Origin of the sequence: Staphylococcus simiae, from assembly GCF_017357005.1 — a bacterium.
In the GTDB taxonomy this organism is placed as follows: domain Bacteria; phylum Bacillota; class Bacilli; order Staphylococcales; family Staphylococcaceae; genus Staphylococcus; species Staphylococcus simiae_A.
The window spans coordinates 1,125,687-1,148,612 of sequence record NZ_CP071589.1 but is presented as its reverse complement, the minus strand read 5'-3'; the positions used below and the strand labels follow the sequence as shown (position 1 = coordinate 1,148,612).

At 31.6% G+C, this 22,926-nt stretch carries 17 protein-coding genes; 5 read left to right on the top strand and 12 right to left on the bottom strand.

What is annotated here, in order from left to right:
• Positions 1 to 200: 200 nt before the first annotated feature.
• Both J3R86_RS05195 and J3R86_RS05190 read left to right on the top strand, forming a co-directional pair.
• Positions 201 to 1,655: an amino acid permease gene (locus tag J3R86_RS05195; RefSeq protein ID WP_207518360.1), complete on the top strand. Its 1,455-nt coding sequence runs from the start codon at positions 201 to 203 to the stop codon at positions 1,653 to 1,655.
• A gap of 270 nt (positions 1,656 to 1,925) precedes the next feature.
• Positions 1,926 to 2,240: a hypothetical protein gene (locus J3R86_RS05190; RefSeq protein WP_207518359.1), complete on the top strand. Its 315-nt coding sequence runs from the start codon at positions 1,926 to 1,928 to the stop codon at positions 2,238 to 2,240.
• Between the two features lie 103 nt (positions 2,241 to 2,343).
• Here J3R86_RS05190 and J3R86_RS05185 read toward each other — a convergent pair whose 3' ends face one another.
• From J3R86_RS05185 to J3R86_RS05170, 4 genes are read right to left on the bottom strand one after another with little or no spacing between them, the layout of a single operon-like run.
• Entirely contained in the window at positions 2,344 to 3,156 is an 813-nt protein-coding gene (locus J3R86_RS05185; protein WP_207518357.1) for a Cof-type HAD-IIB family hydrolase, read from the bottom strand.
• Between the two features lie 55 nt (positions 3,157 to 3,211).
• Entirely contained in the window at positions 3,212 to 4,126 is a 915-nt protein-coding gene (gene thrB / locus J3R86_RS05180; protein ID WP_207518356.1) for a homoserine kinase, read from the bottom strand.
• A 1-nt stretch (position 4,127) separates the two neighbouring features.
• Positions 4,128 to 5,189, bottom strand: a complete 1,062-nt coding sequence (thrC, locus tag J3R86_RS05175; RefSeq protein WP_207518354.1) for a threonine synthase — start codon at positions 5,187 to 5,189, stop codon at positions 4,128 to 4,130.
• A gap of 6 nt (positions 5,190 to 5,195) precedes the next feature.
• Complete coding sequence (locus tag J3R86_RS05170) at positions 5,196 to 6,476, bottom strand: homoserine dehydrogenase (RefSeq protein WP_207518353.1); 1,281 nt, start codon at positions 6,474 to 6,476, stop codon at positions 5,196 to 5,198.
• Positions 6,477 to 6,667: 191 nt separating this feature from the next.
• Here J3R86_RS05170 and J3R86_RS05165 point away from each other — a divergent pair, with 191 nt between their 5' ends.
• Complete coding sequence (locus J3R86_RS05165; RefSeq protein WP_207518351.1) at positions 6,668 to 8,050, top strand: aspartate kinase; 1,383 nt, start codon at positions 6,668 to 6,670, stop codon at positions 8,048 to 8,050.
• A 152-nt stretch (positions 8,051 to 8,202) separates the two neighbouring features.
• On the opposite strand, the gene J3R86_RS05160 is transcribed toward J3R86_RS05165, so the two are convergent.
• The gene (locus tag J3R86_RS05160; protein WP_207518350.1) at positions 8,203 to 8,787 is read right to left on the bottom strand and encodes a hypothetical protein; all 585 of its coding nucleotides are present in this window, start codon (positions 8,785 to 8,787) and stop codon (positions 8,203 to 8,205) included.
• 324 nt (positions 8,788 to 9,111) lie between these two features.
• Here J3R86_RS05160 and J3R86_RS05155 point away from each other — a divergent pair, with 324 nt between their 5' ends.
• Entirely contained in the window at positions 9,112 to 9,966 is an 855-nt protein-coding gene (locus J3R86_RS05155; RefSeq protein ID WP_207518349.1) for a hypothetical protein, read from the top strand.
• A 106-nt stretch (positions 9,967 to 10,072) separates the two neighbouring features.
• Here the strand turns inward: J3R86_RS05155 and ltrA are convergent, their stop codons facing one another.
• The 7 genes from ltrA to ylqF form a co-directional block, all read right to left on the bottom strand.
• Complete coding sequence (gene ltrA / locus J3R86_RS05150; protein WP_207518488.1) at positions 10,073 to 11,359, bottom strand: group II intron reverse transcriptase/maturase; 1,287 nt, start codon at positions 11,357 to 11,359, stop codon at positions 10,073 to 10,075.
• Positions 11,360 to 11,939: 580 nt separating this feature from the next.
• Positions 11,940 to 14,015, bottom strand: coding sequence for a type I DNA topoisomerase (topA, locus tag J3R86_RS05145; RefSeq protein WP_207518518.1), 2,076 nt, complete (start codon positions 14,013 to 14,015; stop codon positions 11,940 to 11,942).
• Positions 14,016 to 14,565: 550 nt separating this feature from the next.
• The gene (gene dprA, locus J3R86_RS05140) at positions 14,566 to 15,441 is read right to left on the bottom strand and encodes a DNA-processing protein DprA (RefSeq protein WP_207518348.1); all 876 of its coding nucleotides are present in this window, start codon (positions 15,439 to 15,441) and stop codon (positions 14,566 to 14,568) included.
• A 469-nt stretch (positions 15,442 to 15,910) separates the two neighbouring features.
• Positions 15,911 to 16,819, bottom strand: a complete 909-nt coding sequence (gene sucD / locus J3R86_RS05135) for a succinate--CoA ligase subunit alpha (RefSeq protein ID WP_002465077.1) — start codon at positions 16,817 to 16,819, stop codon at positions 15,911 to 15,913.
• A gap of 21 nt (positions 16,820 to 16,840) precedes the next feature.
• A complete protein-coding gene (sucC, locus tag J3R86_RS05130) occupies positions 16,841 to 18,007 on the bottom strand; it encodes an ADP-forming succinate--CoA ligase subunit beta (RefSeq protein WP_207518346.1) in 1,167 nt (388 codons plus the stop codon).
• Between the two features lie 151 nt (positions 18,008 to 18,158).
• Positions 18,159 to 18,944, bottom strand: coding sequence for a ribonuclease HII (locus J3R86_RS05125; protein WP_207518345.1), 786 nt, complete (start codon positions 18,942 to 18,944; stop codon positions 18,159 to 18,161).
• Entirely contained in the window at positions 18,928 to 19,812 is an 885-nt protein-coding gene (gene ylqF, locus J3R86_RS05120) for a ribosome biogenesis GTPase YlqF (RefSeq protein ID WP_207518343.1), read from the bottom strand. Before ylqF ends, J3R86_RS05125 begins: the two co-directional genes overlap by 17 nt.
• A gap of 418 nt (positions 19,813 to 20,230) precedes the next feature.
• Here ylqF and J3R86_RS05115 point away from each other — a divergent pair, with 418 nt between their 5' ends.
• Positions 20,231 to 22,852, top strand: coding sequence for a YfhO family protein (locus J3R86_RS05115; RefSeq protein ID WP_207518342.1), 2,622 nt, complete (start codon positions 20,231 to 20,233; stop codon positions 22,850 to 22,852).
• Positions 22,853 to 22,926 lie beyond the last annotated feature (74 nt).

The following is a 22,926-nucleotide window of genomic DNA, read 5'->3' as shown; positions in this document are numbered from 1 at the left end:
CCTCCGCTATTTTATAATTATTACAATGTAATATCTATTATAATTTATCCCCTTTTTAATAACAACTAAACATCATTAAAAAAATGTCAAAAATCAGAAAATTTAAACATTTTCACTTTAAAGTGTTAAAAAATCATTGAATAGTGTATCTAAAAAGATTAAAATAGTTGGTATATTTAAAAATTGATGGGAGAGAAGATATGGAAGATAATAAAATGAATCGTAGTCTTAACTCTAGACATATTTCAATGATAGCTATTGGTGGCGCAATTGGAACTGGTCTATTTGTGGCTACAGGTAATATAATTTCACAAGCTGGACCTGGTGGTGCAATATTAGCCTACCTTATTATAGGAATCATGCTATATTTTTTAATGTCATCTATTGGTGAATTAGCAACATTTTATCCAGTATCAGGATCATTCAGCTCATATTCAACAAGATTTGTTGATTCTTCACTAGGCTTTACTATGGGTTGGCTTTATTGGGCATTGTGGACGCTCGTAACAAGTGTAGATGTTATTGTTGCATCAAATGTATTATATTTTTGGGATGCTTTTAAGTTTTTCAATCCCATTACATGGAGTTTAATATTTATTACTTTATTACTTTTATTAAATATTTTCTCTGTTAAATCATTTGGCGAAACAGAATTTTGGTTATCATTAATTAAAGTTATCACTATTATTGCCTTTATTGTTTTAGGTATTTTAATGATATTTGGTATTTTAGGAGGCCATACATATGGTTTCGAAAATTATACACACGGTGAAGCACCATTTGTTGGTGGTGTATCAGGTTTCTTAGGAGTGTTATTAGTCGCTGGTTTCTCTGTAGGAGGAACTGAAGTTGTGGCTGTTACAGCTGGTGAATCGAATGACCCTAAAAAATCTATGCCTAGAGCAATTAAATCTGTATTTTGGAGAATATTATTATTTTACGTCCTATCAATTGCTGTTATAGCTGCTATTATTCCATATACAGACCCGTTATTATTAAATAAGAACGAATCAGTTAGTCAAAGTCCATTTACAATTGTCTTTGATAGAGTTGGTATTGCCTTTGCAGCATCAGTTATCAATGCTGTTATCTTAACTTCCTTACTCTCTGCTGCAAATTCAGGAATATATACAACTAGTAGAATGTTATTCTCATTAAGTGATGATAAAAAAGCACCAAAATTTTTAAGTAAATTAAACAAAACGACTAAGTTGCCTTTAAGAGCAATTTTAACAACTTACATCGTTATTGTATTAGTTATTATATACGCAAACTTTAATGCTAATGCTGTTTTCAATCTTCTAAATATTATTGGATCAATGGTTATAGTTGTATGGGGTTCAAGTATTTGGTCACAAATTCGTTTACGTCAAGCAATTAAAAAACAAGGTCAAAATCCAAATGATGTTTTACCATATAAAGCACCATTTTATCCATTAGGTCCAATTATAGTAATTGTAACGTTAATATTCTTATTAGTGGGTAGTTCTTTTGAAAGTATGCTCCATGGTGATTGGATAAGCGTATTTAGAAACTTCATACCACTTATAATATTAGCAATTATCTATTTTGTGCATAAACTCATTCATAAGACAAAATTTGTGAAATTAGAGACGATTGATTTAACACCTCATGATTATGACAATCAAAAATAACGAAACAACACTGGTAAAGTCCATCTTTGCCAGTTTTTTAGGTTCTCTCCCAAATTGGACTGATACATAATTATTCTTTTTTTATTTATAAGTACTTGACTAATCGTAGGAAATAGAGAACCTTTTTTAGGGTTTTTTATTGGCATAATTTAAAATGGATTTACATCAAAAGAATTAATTATTTTGTTTTGATTTATAATATTCTTTATTTTAGTTATTTTGTATATTGTGTATAATAAAAGTAAGAAAATGGTTTCAGGGGTGAAAACAATGATTGGGCAAACAAATTTATTTGATGATGTCATCAAACAAGAAGAAAGATTTGTCATTGTAGTTCAAGCATTAGAAGAAAAACAAGGCCAATTATTAAAAAGAACGTTAAGGGAGTATCCAGGGTTAAATCATGAACAAATGACAAACCTTTTCACTCATCTTAAAGAAGTATTTCAAGAAGAAGAATTTGAACAAGAACAATCAGCTTTTAGCATTACTGTCTATACTAATTTAGACTATGCAGCTGATCAAATCTATGCACATGTCAAGCGTTTCAGAGGGAAACATGAGTGGACACAAACTGCAAAATAGCTTTTACTATTAAGTAGTAACGAAATTAACCATCTAAATAATACTGTCGCAAAAAAGAACGCTTCGAAAAATCTTTGAAGCGTTCTTTTTTAATGTAAAAATATTATTTAATTGCTAAAATCTCTTTCAAAGCAACAGGGATTCCGTCTGAATCGTTATCAAGTGTTTCTTTATCAGCGTATTTTTTCAACTCATCTGCAGCGTTACCCATTGCAACTGCTAAACCAGCCACGTCAAATAAAGATTTATCATTCATGCTATCACCAAATGCTATAACTTGATCAATTGTAATATTTAATTTGTCGCATAACGCGATAACAGCATTACCTTTAGATACGTTTCTTGCCATAAATTCTAAAAAGAATGGTTTACTAATCGTTGCATCTACGTTGTCATTAAAAATACCATTTAGGTCAATTCTAGCCTCTGTTATATTTGCAACATAATCAACACCCATTACTTTTGGTACTTCGCCTCGAATATATTCTTTTAAATCTTGTACTTTTTTCATCGGTAAGCCAGTTAATTCTGACTCAATATTCATATACTCATGTTCACCTTCATAGATAATGTGACCATCTTGATACGTTAAAATGAAGAATTGTCTTTCTCGACAATAATCTACAATCTCATCAAAATCTTCTTTAGATATACTTTGACTATGTTCAACCTTTTCATTAGCCATGTTTATTGTTCTTCCACCATTATAACTAATAATGTAACTATTATGTTCAGGTAAGGCTAATTCTTTCGCTGCAGGTATCATTCCTTCTGTGGGTCTACCTGATGCTAAAACTACGTAATATCCACGATCTTGAATATCCTTTAAATATTGCAGCGTTGACTGTGAGATTACATTATCAGATGTTAATAACGTGTCATCCATATCTAATGCAATTAATTTATAATTTGCCATTGATTCTATAGCTCCTCTCTATATCTATTACATACTATATTACAATATATTAAGGTTATTCGTATATAATTCGTTCTAAAACACCAGTTTTATTAATATCAACTAACTCAGAATGACAAGTACTAAAGTTATTATTCAAATGTCGAACTAATGCACCGCTCTTTTCTTTTCTACTAAAAGTTAAAACGGATGGCCCTGCTCCACTTATGACCGTGGCATATGCTTGAAATTCTTGTGCAATTTTCTTTATATCTGCAAATTCTTTAATTAATGGTTGTCTATATGGTTCATGAAAGCCATCTTGTTGCATTAGTTCCCCTGCTAAGTCATAGTTATGTTGTGCTAAGGCACAAATCATAGTATTACTTATAGCACTGCTTTTAACCGCTTCATTGTGACTTAAATGACTGGGTAAAGCTTTTCTAGACTCTACTGTTCTTAACTCATAAAATGGAGTTGTTACCACTATATCGATATCTGGAATATCGATATGTGCGACTGATGTCTTCTTAGTTATATCATTATAATATCCTGATATTAATCCCCCATAAATAGTTGGAGCTACATTATCTGGATGTCCTTCAATTTCAGTCGCTAACTGTAATATTTCATATTTAGATAATTGAATATTAGCAAAATAATTAGCAATATAAATTGCCCCTACTAATGCCGAAGCGGATGAGCCAAGTCCCCTAGCCAAAGGAATCTCACTTCTCATTGTTATATGAAGTGCCGGTAAAGTAACATTATATTTTTGTGCTACTTGCTGCGCTACTTGATATATAAAATTGGTTTCGTCAGCTGGCAAATCTTTTGATGCTTCATCTAAAAAATCATATGTCCAGTCAGCACTATTGCTTTTTTGTACGGATAAAAAAAGAAATTTATCTAAAGCCATACCTATTGAATCAAAACCAACACCTAAATTTGCAGTAGATGCTGGTATAGTTAACTCTAGTATGTCAGACATATTATAATGCTCCTTTAATATAGTTAATAATACTATCTTTATCATTTGGTAAAGCTTGGATTGGATTATCCAATAGAGATATAGCAGTATCTGGATCTTTTAAGCCATTACCTGTCAATACTGCCACTACTTTCTTACCTTTAGGTAATTTTCCGTTACGATGTAATTTGATCAAACCTGCAATAGACGCATTACTTGCTGGCTCACTAAACACGCCCTCTTTAGTAGTCATTAATTGATAAGCTTCTAAAATTTCTTCATCAGTAACACTATCAATTAATCCATTAGACTCTTCTAATGCAGTTGTAGCTTTCTTCCAACTTGCAGGATTTCCAATTCTAATAGCTGTGGCTATCGTTTCTGGATTTTTAAATATTCTATTTTGAACAATTGGTGAAGCACCTTCTGCTTGGAACCCAAACATTTGTGGTAACTGCGTATTTTTAGCTTCATGATACTCTTTAAAGCCTTTCCAATATGCAGTGATATTACCTGCGTTACCAACTGGAATCGCTAAAATATCTGGTGCTTGTCCATCTAGTTGTTCTATAATTTCAAAAGAGCTTGTTTTTTGCCCTTCAATACGATATGGATTAACAGAATTTACCAATTCAATATCACCGTTCTTAGCGATTTCTTTAACTATTTCTAATGCTTCATCAAAATTACCTTCAATTGAGACAATTTCAGCACCATACATTACAGCTTGAGATAGTTTGCCTAAAGCGATTTTTCCTTCTGGTATAACAACAATCGCTTTCAAACCAGCTCTCGCAGCATATGCAGCAGCTGATGCTGACGTATTTCCTGTTGATGCACAGATGACAATCTTTTTACCTTGTTCCTTAGCCTTTGTCACTGCCATTACCATTCCTCTATCTTTAAAAGAACCCGTTGGATTTGCACCTTCATATTTAACATAAAGTTCTATACCTAACATTTGTGATAAATTGTGACAGTATATTAATGGTGTATTACCTTCATTTAAAGTTAGTTTAGGTGTATTTTGATCTACTGGTAATTGTTCTTTAAATTCTTCTACTAATCCTTGCCATCTTTTCATATTGTATTAAACTCCTTCTACTGGATAAATTTTTTCAATTTCATAACCATTTTGTTGTAATAATTGTTCAGGTGACTCATCTAAACCTACAATAATTGTTGCAACTGTCCCTTCATCATAATGTACAGTTGATAATGACTTATGCAATGGCAATATTGATTTTAATTCTTTTTCAAACTTGTCAATTGACTTATTATCATTATTTATAACAATATAATAACTACTTCTATCTTTTATATTCACCTCATTATCAGCATCCATCATTTCTCTAGTTTCATCAGTCTTAAGCTCAAAATGAGGAGGTAGTGTATGTAAATTAGATTCAAAGAAAAGTGCTACATTTAGTAAATCACTAACAACAGCGCTACCAGTCGCTAAACTTCCTGCGCCTTTACCATAAAACATTGTATCGCCTACTGCATCACCAACAACATAAATGGCATTATATTCATTTTCTACTGCTGCTAACTGATGTCTCTTATCGATGAGTGTAGGTTCAACCGACGCATTAACTTTTCCGTTTTCGTAAGTACCTTTACCAATAAGTTTAATCTTATATCCTAATTGATCAGCTGCATTGATATCTTTTAATGCAACTTGACTAATCCCTCTTCGTTTAACGTCGTGCAATTTAATAACTTGGTTAAATGATAAATATGACGTGATCACTACTTTACGTGCTGCGTCTACCCCTTCAACATCATCAGTAGGATCAGCTTCTGCAAAACCAAGTCTTTGTGCTTCATCCAAAGCATCTTCAAATGTCGTTTGTTCATTAGTCATCTTAGACAAAATGAAATTCGAAGTACCATTCAAAATCCCCATAAATTTTGAAATATTATTGGCATTTAGTCCGTTGTTAATAGCATTTACAATTGGAATTCCACCTGCAACACTTGCTTCAAATTTCAAGGCAACGCCATTTTGTTCTGCCAAATCTTCCAGTAATTTTAAATGAATTGCTAACAAATCTTTATTAGCAGTAATCACATGCTTTTTATTTTTCAGTGCAGTTCTCAACCAATCAACAGTTGGTTCTATGCCGCCCATTACTTCAACAATAATATCGATTGACTCATCATTTAAAATATCATTAACATCTTCAGTCAAATGATATTGACTAATATTTAACGGTCGTTTCTTAGATTTATTACGAACTAAAATATGTTTAATATGAATATCTTTATTTAAAGTATCTTGGATTTGTTGCCTATTTTCTTCGATGATTTTAACAACACCAGACCCTACTGTACCTAATCCTAATAATGCAATATTTAATTGTTTCATAAATATGTACCTCCATTTGTGCTTTTGAGAAAAACAATTGTATTATTGAAAAATACTAGATGATAGTATAGTATAGAATTATTCTTTATTTTTGTAAAGTTCGCAATATTTAAAATATAAATATATAATATCATTCTTACTTACAAAACTGAATAAAATTTTCTGATTTTTTAGAAAGGTTGGCATGCACTATGAAAGTTTCAAAATTTGGCGGAAGTTCAGTATCTAATGCTAGTCAAATTAAAAAGGTATTAAACATCGTTAACTCAGATCCTGAAAGACAAATTATTATTGTTTCAGCACCCGGAAAAAGATATGATAACGATGTTAAAACTACTGATCTCTTAATTAGACTATATGAAAAGGTAATCAACAACTTAGATTATATTGATAAGAAAAGAGAAATCATTCAAAGGTACGATGATATTATTAAAGAACTACATATGTCTAAAGATTTATTATCGATTATCGATAATACATTAGAACAATATATTGCTACTTTAAAAGAGCAACCTGAAAGACTATTAGATGCTTTGCTATCTTGTGGTGAAGATTTTAATGCTCAATTAATTGCACAATATAATAATAGTCAAGGTATTCCGACAAAATATTTATCACCTAAAGAAGCTGGAATTATCGTTACAGATATTCCACAGCAAGCTCAAATTTTAAATTCATCTTATGACAAAATTAGCACATTAAAAGACTATAAAGAAAAATTAATTATTCCAGGTTTTTTTGGTGTTTCAGAAAAAGATTACATTGTTACCTTCCCAAGGGGTGGCTCAGATATAACTGGTGCCATTATTTCAAGTGGTGTCAAGGCTAAGCTATATGAAAATTTTACAGATGTCTCTGGAATTTATAAAGCGAACCCGAATATCATTAAAAATCCAGAATTAATCGATGAAATTACGTATCGAGAAATGCGAGAATTATCATATGCTGGTTTTAGTGTGTTTCATGATGAAGCTTTACAACCGTTATATAAGGATCGCATTCCAGTAGTAATCAAAAATACAAATCGTCCTCAAGATAAAGGGACTTATATTGTTCACGATAGACAAGTTAATTCCAAAAACATCATTAGTGGTATTAGCTGCGATAAAGATTTCACAGTTATCAACATTAAAAAGTATTTAATGAATAGACAAGTTGGTTTCACTAGGAAAATTCTTGGTGTCTTAGAAGACAATAATATTTCTTTCGATCATATGCCTTCAGGGATAGACTCTATCAGTATTGTCATGCGTTCAAAACAAATTAAAAACAAAGAAAGAAAAGTATTGAATGAAATTAGAAAACAATGTGATGTAGATGAATTAAGTATCGAAAATGATTTGGCTATACTAATGATTGTCGGTGAAGGTATGAACCAAGTTGTTGGTACAGCTAATAAAATTACACACGCCCTTGCAGAATCCGGCATCAACTTAAAAATGATTAACCAAGGCGCTTCAGAAATATCAATGATGTTCGGGATTTCAGTTGATGATGCTGAAAAAGCTGTGCTATCAACATATGAATTTTGCTATCACGGTATAGAATTAAAAAATTTATGTGACCCTGCATAAATGAGTTATAACTACTATTCTAAATCTTTGTATAAATTTATTTAGAATTCATAAAAACATCCCCTTATAAAGTGAGAACACTTAATATAACATCGTTATATTATATTAATACACACCTTATAAGGGGATTTTAATAATATTTTTCATTTTAATTAGTTATTTAATGTTTTTTGAATGGCATCTTTAATACGTTGCTCACCTACTACAAATTTCAAAGTGAAAAATTGATAATAACTTAACGCATCAATAACTTTCTTATAATTTGAAAAATGAAGATATTTTTGTTGTTGCATCAAATCATACATTAATACTATTTCAGGTTTTAAATAATCAATATTCCATTTCAAACTATGAAAATAAATGGTTTTCTTAGGTAGACGAATATCTGAATTTAATCTAAAAATCCAATCATTTTTAATAACATCATAAATATATATATGCATAATGACATTTTCATTAAATACAACATCTACTTGAGTTATTTTAGATAATGCAATTTCATCTGTTGAAATAGGCTGATTCATTTTATCTATGTATATTAATTTATAATCTGAGGATATTACTTTAATGATGTCACTTAAACGCTTGCGTTCCACACATATCTCTACTATAGAAGGCAATTCAAATTCGTCATTCAAGAAAAGTTGCATCGCTACTTCACCATGGAACATAAACAATTGCGATGATGTTGTGATTAATTTGTTTACTAGTTGTTCTGTTGCTCTATTATCTTCCATTTATAAACACCTCCTAAGCAAGCGCTTTCACAAATTTAATTATACCTTTTAGGTAGTACTATTTCAATAAACAATATAATTCAAAAAGTGACACTTTTTCTTCATTATAAACAAAAAATTTAATAAATCATATGCTGTCACGAAGATTTCACGTCATAATCATTGAACATCAAATACCATGCGTTTATAATTTAAATATAACAATTATTATCATAATCAGATTAATAGATATTGTTGGTATTTGTAAAATAATTTAATCAACAACATCGATAAAATTGTTCATTATCTTTTTAAAACTGCGAACAAAAGGACTGGTGAAGGCAAATGTCGCTATATGTCGTACTGCTTGTTATCATAGTTGCTTTAATAATCATTATTATCTTAAATCAACGTTATAATAACAGCAAAATTGAAACAGAAGAATATGCCAGAAAACAATTAATTAAGAAAAACAAGACTTTGAGTAACGAGAATGAAGAATTACGTAATCAAATGTTAAGTTCAAACCAAGATGTTGGCCATCATGCATATAAAAATGCTAAACGCGACTTACGTCATATTTTAGACCAATATATCGAAGATGGTAAATTAAAATATTACGAAATCGTTGAAACGAGTAACCTTGCTATCAAACACACATTATTCGATTTTGCGAGATCATTTGATTTTATTATCATATCTGATATAGGCTTAATTAATGTCGATGTGAAAAGTTGGGGTGAAAAAACATTTTACCATTTTGATGTTCCAGATGAACATGCAACTGATACAAATTCCAATGATGTTGAAAAAATTGCGGGCCACTATATTAGTGAAGCATATCATAATCAATTTAACTCTCCTAACAGTGCTGTTTATACATTTACTGAAACTGTACAACCCAACCGAGTAGTTTACGATTTCTATGATTATGATCCATACCAATTAGCCGCTAATAATGCTAAATTATTAAAAGATCAATTAGAACAACAACTAAACTTCAAAATACAAAGTACTGGTGTTATTTATTTTAGCGATGGAACTGTTAATATTATCCAAGGTTCACAAGAACGTGATAAATATGTGGATACTGTGTCAACTAAATCTTCTTTAAGTAGCATCATTAATGACGCTATTGAATTATCTAAACACCCTCTTGATGAACAACAAGTTAAAAATATTAGCAATATATTTAAATAAACTTAAAAACCCTGGGACATAAATCCCAAAATCGAGTAGGAGGATAACCATTATTTGATTATCCGTCCTCTCACACCACCGAGCGTACGGTTCCGTACTCGGCGGTTCAATATCTTGCGTAAGCCGTCTCTGCGAGTTGGGTTAATGGTTCTAACCCCCACTTGTAGAGACGTTTTGTTGTAAGTGCACGATGAACTTCATGCGTTGATGATAAGCGCCAGTATTTCTTTCTTGAATTGGCAATTTTCATTGCACTCTTATGGTCAAGTCCATACTTACGTAACATCTTATATTTGGTTTTTATTCTTTTCCATCTTTTGAGGATTAGTTGTCTAATGCGTCGGTTTAACCATGATTGTAACTTCGTTACAAAACCTGTAATAAATCCTTTACCAAAGTAATTTATCCACCCTCGTGTTACTTGATTAATTTCTGATATAATCTCTTTAAAGGTACCTGGTCTATTTCGTTTCGTTAGACGTCTTAAGGTGCGTTTTAAATTTCTTCTTGCTTCCATAGTCGGTCTGAAACGATAAGTGCCATTTACTTTGGTCATTAGACAACTCAAGAACTTTAAACGTGTGATAGAACCTACCTTGCTCTTTTCACTATTTACAATAAGTTTAAGGTCTTTTTCGATAAACTTTGTCACACTTTCCATGACACGTTGACCCGCTCGTTTTGTACGTACAAAGATGACGAAGTCATCTGCATAACGAACAAAGCGATGACCACGTTTCTCCAATTCATTATCTAATTCGTGAAGATAAATATTACAAAGTAACGGGGAAATAACACCACCTTGCGGTGCACCTATTTCTCTACTTCGATAATTACCATTGAGGTCGATTGCACCAACCTGTAGGCTTCTACGAATAAATTTAGAAATGGCTTTATCTTGAACATGTCGTTCAAATAGATACATTAATTTATCATGGTTCAACATATCAAAGCACTGTTTTAAATCACAATCAACTGCAACTAAGTAACCTTCTTCATAGTATGTTGCACATTCTTTAAGTGCAGTTCCTGTACTACGATTCGGTCTAAAGCCATGACTGTGTTTTGAGAAAGTACGGTCGATACTAGGTTCAATGACTTGTTTAATGGCTTGTTGGATAACTCTGTCTCTTGCGACAGGGATTCCAAGCACGCGCTTTTTCCCATTTGATTTAGGTATTTCAACCTTTCTTACTGCTTGTGGCTTATACGTGCCATCAAGCAGTTTTTGTTTAATTTGTGGAAAGTATTTTGCGAAATGTGATGTTAATTCACTTACTCGCATGCCATCGATGCCAGGTGCACCGTTGTTTTTCTTCACTTTCTTAATTGCTTTTTGTATATTATTCTCTCTTACAACAAGCTCCATCATAGATGGAGACTCACGATACATTTCTTTCATTTCACCTAAGATTTACTGTACGCACTCATATATCCTTTTTCGTTCCACTACTTATCTTTCTATGAGTTGCCAATCATTAATTGTATTCTGTACGTTGTAAATCTCTAACCTCCATTCTTTACTTTGTATGAATATTGTTCAGTCCTTCAGTATTTCTACCTACTATGACCTCTGCTGACTTCTCATCATTCGTTATTACTACGATTTTTTTTATCGCTGATGAGACCTCCCCGGGTAAGAGTAACCACTTTCCACTCATTCCACTGCATCATTTACTATATAGAACTCGGGTAGTATCGGACTTTATCTTGTATTGCAGATTCATCCATTCCACATAGCCTTGTATGATATTTCTGTTCGTCAGTGCGAGTGTTTGCGTCCGACTTCCTTCAGATTCCATTTCACAATGGACACCCTTGTCTTTCGCTAACAGTTCCTACTACCAAGCCTGTAACGGACTTTCACCGTCTAGTAATTACCCATGCCGGGCGCACAATAATAGAGATTGAAACTTTAACACAGTTTCAATCTCTTAGTTAATGATTTATTAAATTTAAAGCTCATAAAATGATTATTTTTGTGCTTCTTCTTTATAATCACAATTTGAACAAACAACTTGTGTTGTTTTACCTTTTTTATTTTCAACTAAATAGTGATCACATTTTGGACAGTCTCTTCCAATTGGTTTATCCCATGATATAAAGTCACATTCTGGATATTTAGAACAACCATAAAAAATACGATTCTTTTTAGATTTTCTTTCGACAACTTCTCCCTCTTTACATTTTGGACAAGTTACTCCGATTGATTTAACAATCGCTTTAGTATTACGGCAATCCGGGAAATTTGAACAAGCCATAAATTTACCATAACGACCCATTTTGATTACCATTGGTGAACCACAGATTTCACAATCTTCACCAGCAGGCTCATCTTTAATTTCAATCTTTTCCATTTCTTCTTCAGCACGTTCAACATCTTGTTTGAAACTACTATAAAATCCTCCGATGACTTTACGCCAATTTGTATCACCGTCAGCAATTTTATCAAGCAAAGTTTCCATGTTAACCGTAAACTCTACATCAATAATTTCTGGAAAATATTCTTTAACTTGTTCATGGACGATTTCACCAAGTTCTGTTGGTACAAAACGTTTATTATCTAATTTGACATAATTTCTCTTTTGAATCGTATCAATTGTAGGTGCATAAGTTGATGGTCTACCAATTTTCAATTCTTCTAATGTTTTTACTAAACGTGCCTCTGTATATCGTGGAGGTGGTTGAGTAAAGTGTTGTGCCGGTTCTATATTTGTAGCTGTAACTTGATCACCTTGTTCTAAATTAGGTAATTTATTTTCTTTATCGCTATCTTTATCATCTTTAGCTTCCACATATAAAGTCATAAAGCCTTTAAATTTGATTGTTTGTCCATTTGCTCTGAACTTAATATCGCCTTGTGTCACATCAAGAGCAACTGTATCTAATATAGCTGGTGCCATTTGACTTGCGACAAATCTTTCCCAAATCAGTTTGTACAGACGATATTGATCTCTAGTAAGAAATGATTTCATATCATCAGGTGTACGCAATGTACTAGAAGGTCTTATTGCTTCGTGGGCATCTTGATCACCTTGTTTACCACTAGCTTTACGTTTAGAAACATATTCATTACCATATTTATCAATGATATAATCCTTTGCTTCAGCTTTTGCGGTATCAGAAATTCTAGTTGAATCTGTACGCATATACGTAATCAAACCAACAGTCCCCTGTTTTTTTAAGTCTATACCTTCATATAATTGTTGTGCTACCATCATCGTTTTTCTAGCTTTAAAGTTTAATTTACGCGCTGCTTCTTGTTGTAATGTTGATGTTGTAAATGGATTGGCAGGATTACGTGTTTTTTCTTTTTTATTAACATTTGTGATTTCAAATTGATCTCCATCGAGTACCGTTGTAATCTTGTCAACATCTTTTTTAGTATTTAGTTTAAATGGTTTATTTTTATAATGAAGAAATTTAGCTGTGAACTTAGACTTTTTATATCTAAATTCTCCTTCAATTGTCCAATATTCTTCTGGTTTGAAATTTCTTATTTCATTTTCTCTATCTATAACCAATCTTAATGCAACTGATTGAACACGTCCTGCAGATAAGCCTTTTTTCACTTTTTTCCAAAGTACTGGTGAAATATTGTAACCTACTAATCTATCTAAAATACGACGTGCTTGTTGTGCATCAACTAAGTCCATTTCAATTTCTCTTGGGTGTTTAAAGCTTTCTTTAACTGCATCTTTTGTTATTTCATTAAATACTACACGATTTTCTTTTGAATCTTCTAATTCTAATATTTTCGATAAATGCCAAGCAATTGCTTCACCTTCGCGGTCGGGGTCACTAGCTAAGAAAACTTTTTTAGCTTTCTTTGCATGTTTCTTTAATTCTTTAACGACAGGACCTTTGCCACGTATTGTTATATATTTTGGTTCATAGTTATCTTCAGTGTCGACACCCATTTGACTTCTAGGTAAGTCTCTCACATGTCCCATTGAAGCTATAACTTTATATTTTTTACCTAAATATTTTTCAATGGTTTTAGCTTTTGCAGGCGATTCAACAATGACTAAATTATCTGCCAAAGTGATTTCCCCCTTGCTAATCTAATTACTAAAGATAAATGATAAACGGTTAATTTTGTATTTGTCAACGTTTTAATATTTTAAATTGGAATTTCTTCCGTTTTATTTATGTGTATTTAATTTATAAATTAATTGTAAAATAGAGCCTGGGACAAAATGTATTTTACACTTAAATTTAAGCATTTGGCAGTAACTGTCTGGTTTTCAAAGCGTTGATAAATCACCATTTTAAAAACCTAGTCAGTCTTGCCGGGGTGGAAGGGACCCAACACAAAAAAACTGGTTAGTCAGTTTTTTCAGACAATGCAAGTTGGGCAAGGGACCCGTCATAGAGAAATATAGGGATTACAATTGGTTGCTAACGCAACAATTGCATAGGGACCCAACACAGAGAAACTGTACTTACAGTTTCTACAAACAATGCAGGTTGGGCAAAAGCTACTAAAGATTAAAATCTAAGTAGCTTTAAATGTGCAGGACGGGTATCTACGAAATAAATTTTATATAAAATTTACTTCTGTCCCACTCCTAAACAATGTTCTTTAGCTCATCAAAATTATAGATAATCTTCAATGATGTCTTGTGCGTCTATAACTACTTTCGCTCCTTCTTGAATCCTTAATAAATTGCCTTTAGTTAAAGGATTAAAAATAGAACCAGGTAAAACATAAACATTTCTATTTTGTTCAAGCGCACAATCTATAGTGATGTGACTTCCACTACGCTCTTTCGCTTCTGTAATAAAAATACCTTTTGATAATCCACTAATTAGACGATTACGTTCTGGAAACCTATATTTTGCAATTGAACTTTTGGGCATGTATTCACTTATTACAATACCTTGTTCAGCAATTTGTTGTCTTAATAACAAAGTTTCTTTGGGGTAATGATGTTCATGGCCAAACGCTAAAACTGCTACTGTTGACATATGATACTTAAGCGCAAATTGGTGCGCAAAACTATCAGCACCGATTGCTAAGCCAGAAACAATAGTTAGTTGATGATTAGCGAATTCTGGAAAAAAGTGATTTAAAACATTTTTCGTATACGAACTAGCTTGTCTGGAACCTATAATTGCCAATGTATTATAGTGTTGCAATATTTGAAGTTGTCCTTGATAAAAAAGTACAAATGGAAAATCATAAATTTGTTTTAAAAAATGAGGATAGGCATCATTAAACACGGAGAGGTAATTGATATTCAATTGTTGAAAATATGTCATAATTTCATCTATTGAGGTCTTTTTGTACATTTGAAATTTAAACTGTAAATTGCTTTTAGTTGATATATATTTAAATTGTTCTAGCATATAACATTGTTCATAATGATCTGCAGTTAAAAATGTGGGGAATTGTCGAAGTAAATGGTGAATTTGAGTAGTAGAAAATTGTTGCCATACTAATTTCAGCAGACTTTGTTCTAAATCTTTCATTAAAACAGCTCCTTTTAATTATTATAACTTTAAAACAGGTTTATGTATTTATCATTTAAGTAACATCTGCAATTAAAATTGTAATAATATTTTAAGGAGCATTACTACGTCAATTTTATGTTAGTAGTTATAAAATTATTTCTTCTATTATAAAATAATATTATCGAGACTTAGAATTTTATATTGGTCCTCTATCATCAAATTAGACTCATAGTTTTATTAGTTTTATAATGTATCTTCAAAATTATAGAAAAAATTCTTTGCTCAGGATTGCTCTATGTTAGAACCCTATTTCGACGCAGCATTTACTATTTTTTTAATGATTTTAGTTTACATTTTATTAATCGGCCCTGAAAATAGTGGACCTTTATATTTAACTTTAGACGATATAACAATATTTTTTAACGACAAATAGCCCAATACTGCATTATTAAAAACACAGTTTGGGCTATGAATAATTTTTTAAATTTTATTTATTAATTGTTAATAATTCTTCGTATATACCTGCTTCTTTGGCAGCTTCAATTAAAGTAGTACCAATTTCCGAAGGTGTTGCAGCAGTTTTTACACCACAACTATTCAGTGTTTTAATCTTCTCTTCTGCTGTACCTTTACCACCAGAAATGATAGCACCCGCATGTCCCATACGTTTTCCTGGAGGAGCAGTTTGACCACCAATAAATCCAACTACAGGTTTAGTCATATTTGCTTTAATCCATTCAGCAGCTTCTTCTTCTGCAGTACCACCGATTTCACCAATCATTACAACAGCTTTAGTGTCATCATCTTCATTAAATGCTTTTAATACGTCAATAAAGTTAGTTCCATTAACTGGGTCTCCACCGATACCTACTGCAGTAGTTTGACCAATGCCTTCTTCAGTTAGCTGATGCACTGCTTCATAAGTCAATGTACCTGAACGAGACACTACACCTACGTGTCCTTTTTTATGAATATATCCTGGCATAATACCAATTTTACATTCATCAGCAGTGATAACACCTGGACAGTTTGGTCCAACTAAACGTGTTTTTCTACCTTCTAAATAACGTTTAACTTTAACCATATCCAATACAGGAATATGTTCAGTAATACAAATTACCATATCTAAATCTGCATCAGCTGCTTCTAAAATTGAATCGGCTGCAAATGGTGCAGGAACATAAATAACAGAAACTGTTGCTCCAGTTTCGTTTTTAGCTTCTTCAACTGTATTGAAAACTGGAACGCCTTCAACTACTTGACCGCCTTTACCTGGTGTTACACCAGCAACAATTTGAGTTCCATAGTCAAGCATTTGTTTTGTATGGAAAAGGGCAGTAGACCCTGTAATACCTTGTACCATTACTTTAGTATTCTTATCTATAAATACACTCATCTTAGTGCTCCCATCCTTTCCTTACGCTTCTTTTACAAGCTTAACAATTTTTTGTGCGCCTTCAGCCATTGTAGCTGCTGGTTCAATTGCTAAACCTGAATCTTTTAAGATTTGTTTACCAAGTTCAACGTTAGTACCTTCTAAACGAACTACAAGTGGTAATGTTAAGTCTACTTCTTTAACTGCTTCAACGATACCTTCCGCAATAACATCACATTTCATAATACCGCCGAAAATGTTAACAAAAATACCTTTAACATTTTCATCACCTAAGATGATTTTAAATGCTTCAGTAACTTTTTCTCTTGTAGCACTACCACCTGCGTCTAAGAAGTTAGCTGGGTTGCCACCGAAGTGATTAATAGTATCCATAGTTGCCATAGCTAAACCTGCACCATTTACCATACAACCAATGTCTCCGTCTAAAGCAATATATGATAAATCATGTTTTGATGCTTCGATTTCTTTTGGATCTTCCTCTTCTAAATCTCTCATTTCAACAACATCTTTATGTCTAAATAAAGCATTATCATCAAAATTAATTTTAGCATCTAATGCCAATACTTCACCGTCACCAGTAGTAACTAATGGATTAATTTCAACAATAGAACAATCTTTTTCGATAAAGACGTTATAAAGTGCTATTAAAAATTTAGCTGCTTTATTGACAGATTCTTTTGGAATATTAATATTAAACGCAATTCTACGCGCTTGATATGGTGATAAACCAACTACTGGATCGATTGATTCTTTGAAAATCTTTTCAGGTGTTTTTGCTGCAACTTCCTCGATCTCAGTACCCCCTTCTTCAGATGCCATCAAAGTAACTTGATCAGTTGCACGATCAATAACAAAGCCAACATAATATTCTTTTTGAATATCGCATCCTTCTTCGATATATAAACGTTTAACTTCTTTACCTTCCGGACCTGTCTGGTGTGTCACCAAAGTTTTACCTAACAATTCATTTGCATATGTTTCAACTTCTGATAAAGACTTAGCAATCTTAACACCGCCTGCTTTACCTCTACCACCAGCATGTATTTGTGCCTTAACTACATATACATCTGAATTTAATTCTTTCGCTTTCTCCACCGCTTCTTCAGCAGTAAATGCTACTCGTCCTTCTGGTACTGGTACGCCCATAGAACGAAATATTTCTTTACCTTGATACTCGTGGATATTCATCTTCCATCCTCCTGTTTCTTAGGTTAAGTTCCCTTACAATTATAAAAAATGTAAGCGCTATTGTAAACTTAAAAGGTATATTTTCATGCTATTTTTACAAATTATTTAATAAAACAACTATTTTGAAGTTACAAAAAATACAAATACAATATTATTCTACTTTTTCATTAGAGACTATTGATTTAATTGGTTCAAAACTTTTCCTATGCTCAGCCATAATACCTACTGTATCTATCGCAGTAAGATGTTGTTTAGTACCATAGCCAGCATTTTTATCAAAACCGTAATCAGGATATTGTTGTGCTAAATCTGTCATATAGTGATCTCGATATACTTTCGCCATTACACTTGCTGCAGCAATCGAGACACTTTTAGCATCTCCTTTTATAATAGCTTGTTGAGGAATGTTATTGTTTAATTCCATAGCATCTATTAATAAATGTGTGGGTTTAACTGTCAAATTATCAATTGCACGTTGCATTGCCACTTTTGTCGCTTGATAAATATTCAATTCATCAATCTCTTGCGCTGTAGCAATCCCAAAAGCATAGTCTCTAACATTTGATTTTAATGCTTCATTAAGTTGTTCACGCTTAGCTGCAGTCATTTTTTTAGAATCATCTAGTCCTAAATAATGATGTCCAGAATTTAATATCGTCGCACATGCAACTACAGGACCTGCTAATGGTCCGCGTCCTACTTCATCAATGCCACAAATTAATGCATTTGGTTGCTGGTTTAAAATACTTTGTTCGTACTTCGACATAGTTATATATTTTTGTTGTAATTGTTCTTTAGCTAAAAGTTGCTTACGACGTCTACTAATTGCTAACTGGACACCTTTTCGTCCATCAGCATTAACGGTATGAGTTGCTAATTCTTCTAATGAATTAATATCATTAATGATTGCTGTCAAGTCTTTAATTGTTTGAGTCATGCGATAATTCCTCAGACATTTCTTGTACTATATCAAAACAGTAAGTACCAATTTTGGCATTTCTCATATCATTAATTAATAATTCAATAACTGCTTCATAATCTACTTCATTACCTTTTCTCAATAATCCTCGTTTACGTCCAATTGCATCGAACCATTCTAAAACTTCAGCATCCGCATTTACATCAATTTTATAATGTTGTTGCAATCTCTCTAAATCATGCGCAATCAAGAAATTAAGTCCATAAATTGCTACTTCATCTAAATGTACAATACTATCTTTAATTGCGCCTGTTAGACTTAATTTTTTTCCTACTTCTTCATCTTCAAATTTAGGCCATAATATTCCAGGTGTGTCTAGTAGTTGTAACGACTTACCAACTTTAATCCACTGTTGCTGTTTTGTTACACCTGGTTTGTTACCTGTTTGAGCAATACTGCGATTAGCTAATTTATTAATTAAAGTAGATTTACCAACATTAGGTATTCCAACAATCATTGCTCTAATTGCTCTAGGCTTTAATCCTTTTGCTTTTTCTCGCTCAAATTTTTCTTTTGTTGCTTTGATAGCTGCTGCTTCAACTTGTTTTAAATTCTTACCATGTTTAGCATCAACGGCTACTGGATAATAGCCTTTTTCAACAAAGAAATTTTCCCATTTTTCCATTTCTTTTAAATTAGACATGTCTTTTTTATTTAAAATAACGACGCGAGGTTTTTGCTTAATAACATCATCTATCATTGGATTTCTAGAACTATAAGGGATGCGTGCATCTACTAATTCAAATACAACATCTACTTTTTTTAATTGTTCACTTACTTCTCTTTTTGCTTTCGCCATATGTCCTGGATACCATTGAATTACCATATGATTCACCTTGCTTTCTTTAGATCTTGTCAACTTATCTATTATAGAACACTTTTCTACATTCAACTATATTTATAGTAACATTTACTTTAAAAATGCTTAAAGGACGATTAATTTTTAAAATTATTGTATTTTTAAGTCAGTTTTATGACTTACTCCTTAGCTATGTCACTTTAAAATTAACATTTTAAGTTAACTTTTTATAATTTTACATTTAATAACTAACTTAACCACGCATGTTCTTTTTTGTATTATTCACTTTGACTATTTGGCGTATGTAACTTAATTTTATATAGCTATACTTTTAATATCTATCACTATATTTTAATGATAAAATAATAAAGATTAAATCAATTTCAAAGTTAGGTAGTTATATAGTTAATAACCAATTTATTATAGAGAAAGATGAGGATATGTTGTGATTAAAAATTTAATTTCTAATAAAATCTGGCATTTTGTGCTAGTTGTTTTACTTAGTATTGGTATGACGATCATTTTATTTGCTCCATACCTTTACGGTTATTTTGTTCACGACCTTGTGTTTAGTGGTTCTGGTGATGGCTTTCGACAAATGATGCCTTTTCAAATGTATCTTTATGAGCATTTTACATCGTTAAGTAGTTTTTATGATCCTTCATTTGGATTAGGCGGAGATTATGTTAATGGCTTATCATATTATTATTCATTGTCACCTTTGATGTGGTTAAATTTCTTTGCAATATGGGTGTTTGGATTATTTAAACATATTAATCCATCTGATATTAGCTTCTGGCTAAATAATCAACTTATTATGGCAATGGTTAGAACTATTTTAACGTTTATGTGTTCGTATTATTTATTTAAATATTTAAAATTGAAACCACTAAGTATCATAGTGGCATTAATCTTGTATGGTATGTCGACAGTAATCATTTATTTTAATTTTACTTGGTCATTTTACGGTAACATTTTATATTTATTACCCTTAACTATTTTAGGTTTCGAGCGTTTTTATCAACAACGAAAAATTGGCATATTTATTATCAGTATTACTATAACGCTATTTAGCAGTTTTTACTTTAGTTATTATCAAGGTATTATACTCGGTTTTTATTTTATTTATCGCCTCATATTTCAATATAAAAATGACATTGTGTCACGTTGGCAAAAGTTTTACATATTAGTTATTGCTACTGTTTTAAGTATATTATCCAGTAGCTTCGGCTTATACACTGGTATTTCTGCTTTTTTACACAATGATCGTAAGCAAAATCCCAATTTAGAGATACCGTTATTAACACCAATAGAAAGTCGTTTTTTACTATTTTCAGACGGTTTTTATATTACAATTTCAATTATTACAATCGTTGCATTATTATCATTTAAACTTTATCATCATTATTTCTATCGTTTGTTTGCGATTATTACATGGATATTAATTTTAGGTTCATCTTCTCAATATTTCGATAGTGCCTTTAATGGTTTTTCTATGCCTCAAAGACGATGGGTCTATGCATTAGCTTTATCAAGTAGTATACTTATTGGATTATTTATACAATATATAAGCGAACTAAAATTAAAACGCTATTTAATGATTGCTATACCTACAGCCTTATTTTGGTTAGCCTATTATGTTATTTTTCACACTAAACCTAAATCTTTGTTAGTAGCTATTATTGTCATGGTGGTGATTGCATTATTAATTCAATATCATCATTCTAAATTGAAAGCTATATTATATACATCACTTGTGTTACTGATATTAGGTCAACAAATGTTGATTTTACAAGAAAATAAAGTAAGAGCTATCGATCCTTATTTACAAAGTAAAGATACTGTTAATTCAAGTAAATATCGAAGTCCTATATTAGATAAAACGATAAGCAATATCAATAATACCAATGATGACACGCTTAATAGAATTGATTACATGTCTAATTATGCACTTAACTCACCTTTCATTTATCACTATAATGGCATTTCCTTATATTCAAGTATTTTCGATGGTAAAATATTGAATTATTACGATAATCAACTACAAATCAATATGCCTACTGATAAAAATAGTACGTATAGATTATTAGGTGATCGAGCTAATCTAATGGCTTTATGGAATGTACAAGATCGACTACGTAAGCAACATGACAAAACAATACCATATGGCTTTAAAATAAACCAAACTATTGCTGATAATGATACAACATGGGTTCATTCAAAAAATACAATTAATTATCCAAGTGCACATATTACGAATAACATTTTTAATAACAGTGAGTTAAAATCACCTCTTGATAAAGAACAAGCTATGCTACAAGGTGTTGTATTATCTGATAAAACAACAAGCAATAGACATTTCAAAGCAAATACGAATCTATTATCGAAAGCTCACACTAATACAAAAAATGCACATTGGCAATCTAAACATCATTTACAAGTGATTAAAGATAATGGTGGTTTGACTATCACGTTACCAAAAGCATTATCACAACGCTATCAGGACTTATACGTAGAAATGGATATCGAATTATTGTCTCCTGATAAAGCTTACAATGTCAAAGTAAATCACTATGTTCAAAATCGTAACCTTTTAACATATCAATACCGTCGATTCGTTACACCTGTTACTATGCGTATTAAATCAGATAGCAATATTCACATTTCATTACCAAAAGGACAATATCGCTTAAATTTAAAAGGAATTTATGGAGAAGATTATCATACTTTAAAAGAGGCAACTAAACATACTACACCTGTAAAGGTAACTAAAAATCATCACAGCTTTACGATTACAAAAAATCAAAAGGATGAAGGTTACATTGTCTTACCTATGACTTATGCAAAAGGGATGAGAGCACAAGACGAACATGGTCACAAGTTAAAAGTTGAAGCTGTCAATGGCATCATGACAGGAATAAAAGTATCAAAAGGAGCGACACATATTAATTTAAGTTATCAATCACCTCATATTAAACTATTAATTTTTATTAGTTTAGTTGGAATCTTTTTAAGCTTTGTAGCGACATTATTCGTACCAAAGTTGTTACAACGTAAAGATAATTAAATTATTTAGCATACCAATTTCAAAGTTCCACTGCATAAACCAACTGGCCTAGAAAAGTGATTAATAAGTTAATC